We start from the raw sequence: 1,120 nt of genomic DNA, 5'->3' as shown, positions 1-1,120 counted from the left end.
TGCTGTATATTTCAATCGCGGATTAAGGTGCAAGGCTATCGCTGAATAGTTACAATTTTGAAAAAATAATTGGAGTTACAACTGGAATACAAAAAGTAATTTTGCCATCAGATAATATTGATACAAAATATAATCTGAATGGGACTATTAGCAATGATAATAATGGAATTAAAATTATAAAATGTAAAAATGGTCAATACAAGAAAATAATAAAACATATGTAAATGTAAATGCCATCTACTATTTTTATTATATAGTGAAAAAGGCTATAGGTATATATTTTATAAAATAATAAAAGAGTCCACTATAAAAAGTCTGAGCACTATCAATTTGAAAGAAGAACAGCGATAATGATCCATTCTTAAATAGACCTTATTTCGCTATAAATTTCATACAGACAGGCTCTTTTTATGCTTTGTAGTTTTAATCTGTAAGCATTTTGAGGTACCCCTCCGTTTTGAAGGTACTTTTTGTAGTGGACTCATAAAAGCATTTTTATATGGTAAAGTTTGTTGTTACTATTCAAAATGAAACATTTTCCACTAAAAAAAGTTTGGCTGAAAAATGTAAGGAAATACTTAATTCATACAAGGATGGCGATAGGTTAAACATGTTTGATGAGGAGTTTATGATAGATTTCTTTACTCAGTTAGCTAAAAGCCACAAGTTAAAGGGAATGAAGATTGTTGAGGTTGATGTAAGAAAATCGAAGAAGTATCGGAAGAATCTACAATTTTGGATTAAAAGAGAAGACGGAACAAAAACAGACATTTCATACATTAATTGCATTTGGCCTAGAAAAAAGATTGATGAAATATCGGACGCATGCAGAAGAACTGTTGAAGACATCGTTACTAAGTACAAATTTAACCATGTTTATCCAACAAATAGTGACTTGAGTGGACAAATAATTGCTAGTCCTGATGAAGCTGAAGTTGATCATTACGATATGGACTTTGTAGATCTTGTAAGTAATTGGGTTTACTTAAATGGTGGAGAAGAATATATTTATTCTAAGATAAATGAGACAGAAGACGGATCGGAAATAACAGAGTTTACGGATTCTGGGCGCACCCGACAAACCCTGTGGAGTGCTGTGCAGATGCTAACCCAAAAACTA

General features: G+C 31.4%; 1 protein-coding gene. It reads left to right on the top strand.

Annotated elements, in window-relative coordinates:
• Positions 1-499 precede the first annotated feature (499 nt).
• On the top strand, positions 500-1,120 hold a 621-nt coding region (locus KM934_RS12795), incomplete at its 3' end, for a DUF3223 domain-containing protein (protein WP_215761005.1).

The organism is Hallella faecis, from assembly GCF_018789675.1.
Lineage (GTDB): Bacteria > Bacteroidota > Bacteroidia > Bacteroidales > Bacteroidaceae > Prevotella > Prevotella faecis.
The sequence above is the reverse complement of the archived record's forward strand: the minus strand, read 5'-3'. Positions and strand labels throughout refer to the sequence as shown.